This is a genomic window from Curtobacterium sp. ER1/6, from assembly GCF_001742745.1.
GTDB lineage: Bacteria > Actinomycetota > Actinomycetes > Actinomycetales > Microbacteriaceae > Curtobacterium > Curtobacterium citri.
The window spans coordinates 93271-99561 of record NZ_MJAK01000011.1; the positions used below are offsets into that span (position 1 = coordinate 93271).

General features: G+C 71.3%; 5 protein-coding genes and 1 tRNA gene. 5 read left to right on the forward strand and 1 reads right to left on the reverse strand.

Going from position 1 to position 6291, the window contains the following annotated elements:
- Positions 1-11 precede the first annotated feature (11 nt).
- Together Cus16_RS14325 and argG are read left to right on the forward strand one after the other, a co-directional pair.
- Positions 12-86, forward strand: a tRNA-Arg gene (locus tag Cus16_RS14325).
- Positions 87-168: 82 nt separating this feature from the next.
- The gene (gene argG / locus Cus16_RS14330; RefSeq protein ID WP_069713331.1) at positions 169-1608 is read left to right on the forward strand and encodes an argininosuccinate synthase; all 1440 of its coding nucleotides are present in this window, start codon (positions 169-171) and stop codon (positions 1606-1608) included.
- A 71-nt stretch (positions 1609-1679) separates the two neighbouring features.
- On the opposite strand, the gene Cus16_RS14335 is transcribed toward argG, so the two are convergent.
- A complete protein-coding gene (locus Cus16_RS14335; RefSeq protein ID WP_069713332.1) occupies positions 1680-2816 on the reverse strand; it encodes an AI-2E family transporter in 1137 nt (378 codons plus the stop codon).
- 394 nt (positions 2817-3210) lie between these two features.
- Between Cus16_RS14335 and Cus16_RS16755 the strand changes: the two genes are divergently transcribed.
- From Cus16_RS16755 to Cus16_RS14345, 3 genes are all read left to right on the forward strand, one after another.
- On the forward strand, positions 3211-3378 hold the full coding sequence (locus Cus16_RS16755) for a hypothetical protein (RefSeq protein ID WP_189319610.1): 168 nt from the start codon (positions 3211-3213) through the stop codon (positions 3376-3378).
- 385 nt (positions 3379-3763) lie between these two features.
- Positions 3764-4591, forward strand: coding sequence for an ammonia-dependent NAD(+) synthetase (nadE, locus tag Cus16_RS14340; RefSeq protein WP_069713333.1), 828 nt, complete (start codon positions 3764-3766; stop codon positions 4589-4591).
- Between the two features lie 205 nt (positions 4592-4796).
- Positions 4797-6245: a flotillin family protein gene (locus tag Cus16_RS14345; RefSeq protein WP_069713334.1), complete on the forward strand. Its 1449-nt coding sequence runs from the start codon at positions 4797-4799 to the stop codon at positions 6243-6245.
- Positions 6246-6291: the final 46 nt, after the last annotated feature.

Sequence of the window (6291 nt, forward strand, 5' to 3'; positions counted from 1 at the left end):
TGGACGGGCCAGCCTCTGTAGCTCAACGGAAGAGCAGTTCCGTCCTAAGGAAACGGTTGGGGGTTCGAGTCCCTCCAGGGGCACCATCTCGAAGCGAACCGGGCCGGGTTCTCCACAACCGTCGCGCTGGACGGTAGCCCGGGCCGCGCGCCCCGTACGATTGACCCCGTGTCCAAGGTCCTGAGCAGTCTCCCCGTCGGCGAACGAGTCGGCATCGCGTTCTCGGGAGGGCTCGACACCTCCTGCGCGGTCGCCTGGATGCGCGAGAAGGGAGCGGTGCCCTGCACGTACACGGCCGACATCGGCCAGTACGACGAGCCGGACATCGACGCCGTCCCCGGTCGCGCGAAGGAGTACGGCGCCGAGATCGCCCGCATCGTCGACGCCAAGAGCGCCCTGGTCGAAGAGGGCCTCGTCGCGCTGCAGACCGGCGCCTTCCACATCCGCTCCGGCGGCAAGACCTACTTCAACACCACGCCCCTCGGCCGCGCGGTGACGGGCACGATGCTCGTCCGCGCCATGAAGGAGGACGGCGTCGACATCTGGGGCGACGGCTCCACCTACAAGGGCAACGACATCGAGCGGTTCTACCGCTACGGCCTCATGGCGAACCCCCGCCTGCGCGTCTACAAGCCGTGGCTCGACACCGAGTTCGTCGAGGAGCTCGGCGGTCGCAAGGAGATGAGCGAGTGGCTGGTCGCCCGCGGGTTCCCGTACCGCGACTCCACCGAGAAGGCCTACTCGACCGATGCGAACATCTGGGGTGCGACCCACGAGGCGAAGAGCCTCGAGGAGCTCTCGAGCGGTCTGGACATCGTCGAGCCGATCATGGGCGTCGCCGCCTGGCGTGACGACGTCGAGGTCGCCACGGAGGAGGTCTCCGTCCGCTTCGAGGCCGGTCGCCCGGTCGCCATCAACGGCACCGAGTTCGCCGACGCCGTCGCCCTCGTCTACGAGGCGAACGCGATCGGCGGTCGCCACGGCCTCGGTGCGTCGGACCAGATCGAGAACCGCATCATCGAGGCGAAGAGCCGGGGCATCTACGAGGCCCCGGGCATGGCGCTGCTGCACATCGCCTACGAGCGGCTGCTCAACGCGATCCACAACGAGGACACCGTCGCGGCGTACCACAACGAGGGTCGACGCCTCGGTCGCCTGATGTACGAGGGCCGGTGGCTCGACCCGCAGTCCCTCATGCTGCGCGAGTCGCTGCAGCGCTGGGTCGCCTCGGCCGTCACGGGCGAGGTCACGCTGCGCCTGCGTCGCGGCGACGACTACACGATCCTCGACACGACCGGTCCGGCGCTGTCGTACCACCCCGACAAGCTCTCGATGGAGCGCGTCGGCGACGCGGCCTTCGGCCCGGACGACCGGATCGGTCAGCTCACGATGCGGAACCTCGACATCGCGGACTCGCGTTCGCGCCTCGAGCAGTACGCGGCGGCCGGGCTGATCGGCGGCGCGACGGGCGAGCTCGTCGGCGAGCTGCAGTCGGGCGAGGCGGAGGAGATCCTCGGCGGAGCGATCGTCTCCAGCGAGGACGAGGCGCTCGGCCGCGCGACCGACGCGGCGTCCGAGGGTGCCGCGTTCGACTCCGGCACGGACTGACCCGCACCGCAGACGGACGGGAGGCGCGGTGCCAGCCGGCACCGCGCCTCCCGTCCGTCTGCTGTGACCGACTACCGCCGCTCGGCGGTCTCCGGACGCTTCTGCCGCCACGGCAGGGCCGGCTGGCCCGGCGCGTCCCACACCTGCACGGCACCCCAGGCCGCCGCGAGCAGCGGGACCGAGATGATCGCACCGGTGATGCCGGCGAGGACGGTGCCGGCGGTCAGGCCGATGAGGATGACCAGGCCGTGCAGCTTGAGCGTCTTGCCCATCAGGACCGGCTGCAGCAGGTTGCCCTCGAGCTGGTTCACGAGCACCACGACGCCGACGACGAAGAGTGCGGCGACCGGCCCGTTCGCGACCAACGCGACGAGAGCGGCGAGGATGCCGGCGGCCGTGGCACCGACGATCGGGATGAAGGCGGTGATGAACACGACGACGGCCAGGGGGAGCGCCAGCGGGACCCCGATGATCGCCAGACCGACGCCGATGCCGACCGCGTCCACCGCGGCGACGCTCGCGGTGCCGCGGACGTAGCCGCCGAGGGTCTGCACGACGCGGTCACCCACCCGGCGGGCGCGCTCGTAGCGGGCGCCGGTGAACGGGCGCAGCAGGAACTCCCAGATCGCCGGGCCGTCCTTGAGGAAGAAGAAGAGCACCACGATCATCAGCACGAGGCCGGTGAGGAAGTTCGCGGTGGCGGATGCCCCGGCCAGTGCGCCGGAGCCGAACTGCGAGCTGGTCAGGAAGCCCTGGACGCCCTTGACGGCCTCGTCGACCTGCTGGTCGGAGATCGCGAACGGCAGGTGCGCCACGAAGTCCTGCAGCTGGCCGAAGCCCTCGACGGCGGACTTCTGCAGGTCAGGCCACTGGGAGATCACGGCGACGACGATGAGCCAGCCGACGAGCCCGAGGACGATCAGCACCCCGACGAGGACGATCAGGGTCGCCAGCACGGACGGCACCTTGTGACGGCGCAGCCAGGACACCACGGGATGCATGGCCGACGCGATGATGAGCGCGAGGAGCACCGGGATCGTCACGACGCTGAGGGTCGATGCGGCGTAGACGATGCCGATCGCGATGACCAGCACGATGATCACCTGCAGGCACCGGGTGGCGAGGCTGCCGAAGCCGTCCGTCCACTTGCGGACGAAGGGTCCCGGGGTGGCGTCGGACGGGGCGGCGGTGTTGCCGAACAGGGGCATGGGGCTCCTCGGTGTCGTGCGGAGCCACCACGCTACCGACGCGGCGGCTCCTCGGGTCGGGCACCGACGGACCCGTGGAGAGCGCGGTCAGCCGACGGGCGCACGCGGATGCGGTCGCCGGTAAACGCATCGTCGTGGACGCGTGATCCACCCACTCCTACCCTGGAGTCACCGGGTTCTCCTTCAGGGTCCCGTCGTCACGATGCCCTCGCGGTCTGCGAGGTCTGGCACAGCGGGACGGCCCGGTCGGATCCGGAGTGCGCACCACTCCGACGGAAGGCTGTCTCGTGACCGCCATGCGCTGCACGTGCTCCACGCACCTCGACTTCTCCGCGGGCCAGACCCGTTACCCCGTTTCCTCCCCCTTCGTCGCGACCGCGCTGTCGGTGCTCTCGTGACGCCCCGCTTCGCAGAGGACTGGCATCGGCACGGCCTGCGTTCCCCCGACGAGGTCGCCCAGATGATCGCCGACCGCGTCGGCGGTACCTCCGACGCCGCGGGCTCGGCGGGCGCCGACCACGACGAACCGTCCTACGCCGACTTCCTCGGCGAGCAGGTCTGACCGCCGCGCTGCGGGACCCCCGGACAGGGGTATCGCGGCGCGGTGTGGCCCACGTGGAGAATCTCGGGCAAGGACTCCCAGGAGCCCTCCTCCGCCTCACCAGCGGAGTCCGGATCAGGGAGGACCCGACGTGCACGACCACGACACCCATCCGTTCGACCGTCACATCGGACCGCCGCACGTCGAGCGGTTCCGGTTGAGCCGTACCGACGAGACCCTGCGGGTCGTCTGCACGTGCGCGATCGGGGCGGACCACGACAACACGATCCGGCACGCCGCCCCGACGATCGGCTGAGGCCGGCCGGACGAGTCGGCCCGGTGAACGGGAGCCGGGTGCCCGCGGTGAATCCGGGCGCCGGTGGGGACGGCGCGCGATACTGGTCGCGTGCGTGAACTCCAAGCCGCCATCGCCGCGGACCTCGACGTCCAGCCGACCATCGACCCGGAGCAGGAGGTCGCCCGACGCGTCGGGTTCCTCCGTGACTACCTGACCACCACCGGTGCGAAGGGCTACGTCCTCGCCGTCAGCGGTGGCCAGGACTCGACGCTCGCCGGGCGCCTCGTGCAGCTCGCCACCGAGTCCCTCCGGGCCGAGGGGCACGACGCCCGCTTCGTCACCGTACGGATGCCGTACCGGGTGCAGGCGGACGAGGACGACGCGCAGCTCGCCCTGCAGTTCATCGCCGCCGAGCCGGGCATCGTCGTCAACATCGAGCACGGCGTCGACGGGGTCGTGCAGGACACGGCAGCGTCGGGCGTCGAGCTGAGCGACTTCGTCAAGGGCAACGTCAAGGCGCGGACGCGGATGGTCGCCCAGTACGCGGTGGCGGGGCAGCTCGGGCTCCTCGTCGTGGGCACGGACCACGCGGCCGAGGCCGTGACGGGCTTCTTCACGAAGTACGGCGACGGCGGCGTGGACCTCACGCCGCTCACGGGGCTCACGAAGACGCAGGGCCGGCAGCTGCTCGAGCACCTCGGTGCCCCGGCCCGCCTCTACGAGAAGGCACCCACCGCGGACCTGCTCGACGACCTGCCCGGTCAGACGGACGAGGCCAACCTCGGGCTCACGTACGCGGAGATCGACGCGTACCTGCAGGGGCACGACGTGCCGGACGAGGTCGCCGAGGCGATCGAGACGCGCTACCGCGCGACCGAGCACAAGCGTCGCGTCCCCGCGACGCCCTTCGACGACTGGTGGCAGCAGGGCGCGTAGGCACCCGGCGCGACCACCGGACGGGAGGCGCGGTGCAGGTCCGGACCTGCACCGCGCCTCCCGTCGTGTCCGGCGGGGTTCTCCACAGCCCCCGTCCCGGGGCTGCCGTGGCACCGCGCCGCACTCCTAGGATGGGCGCAACGGAACAACAGATGCGGAATCCCGGTCACGACCGACCGTGGCGGGCCCGCTCGGGGGAATCACCATGGAAGTCCTGCTCGCGCTCGGCGCCGTCCCGCTCGTCATCGTGGGGATCGTCGTCCTCGCCGTCATCGTGCTCGTGTACGCCAAGCTCGTCTACCGCAACGCCGGGGCGGACGAGGCGCTCATCATCACCGGCAAGCGGTCCCGCAAGGTCAAGAACCCAGACGGCACCGAGACGGTGGAGTCCGGCATCAAGGTCGTGCTCGGCGCGGGTGTGCTCGTCCGGCCGTTCTTCGAGCGGGTGGCGAAGATCTCGCTGTCCTCGCGGGCGATCGACATCAACGTGAACGCCCAGGACTCCCGCGGCGTCACGATCGACGTCGAGGCCGTGGCGCTCGTCAAGGTGGGCGAGGCCGACGCGTCGATCCGCGCGGCGGCGCAGCGCTTCCTCGGGCAGGAGAAGAAGATCGACGACTTCGCACGGGAGGTCCTCTCCGGATCGCTCCGCGCCTCGATCGGTGCCACCGACGTGTCGACGATCATCCGCAACCGCGACCAGCTCACGGTCGCGGTGCTCGACGTTGCGAAGGACGCCCTGCACAGCCAGGGGCTCGACGTCGACTCGTTCGAGATCAAGGGCATCTCCGACCGCAACGACTACATCAGCGACCTCGGTCGGGCCGAGCGTGCCCGCGTGCGGCTCGAGGCCGAGAACGCCGAGGCGCAGGCCGACCGCGAGGCACGTGAGGCCCGGGCCACCGCGGACCAGGCGATCGCCGAGGCCGAGAACACCCTGGCCATCCGTCGTGCCGCGCTGCAGCTCGACGCCGACCGTGCCTCCGCCGAGGCCGCTGCCGCCGGCCCGCTCGCCCAGGCCCGGGCGTCCCAGGGCGTCGTCGAGCAGGAGCAGATCACCGCGCAGAAGCGAGCCGAGCTCCGTCGTGCCGAGCTCGAGTCCGAGGTCTCCGCCGTGGCCGAGGCGAACGCGCGGAAGACCCGGGTCGAGGCCGAGGCCGCCGCGGCCGCACAGATCGAGACCGCCCGCGCCCAGGCCGAGGCCCGCCGCATCTCGGCCGAGGCCGTCGCCGCCGAGGCGCAGGCCGAGGCAGCTGCCCGCAAGCTGGCGGCCGACGCCTCCCGTGCCGAGGGCGAGGCCGCCGCCGACGCGATCCGCGCCAAGGGTCAGGCCGAGGCCGACGCGACGAAGGCCCAGGCCGACGCACTCGCGCAGCACTCCGAGGCCGTCCTCCGCGTCAAGGCCATCGAGACGCTGCCGAGCATCGCCCGCGAGCTCGCCGCTCCGATGGGGAACATCGACAAGCTCACCGTGGTGTCCTCGGACGGCGCCGGTGCCCTGTCCAAGAGCGTCGTGAGCCAGTTCAGCGAGGTGGACGCGCTGCTCGGGACCACAGCGGGGTTCACGCTGAGCGACATCGTCAGGAGCACCACGACCGGCCAGGCCGCGGCGCGTGCCGTCGTCCGTGAGCAGGAGACGGCCAGCGCGGACTGATCGGACGACCGGGCACGTCACGACGGGCGCGGCGGGGTGCTCCCCG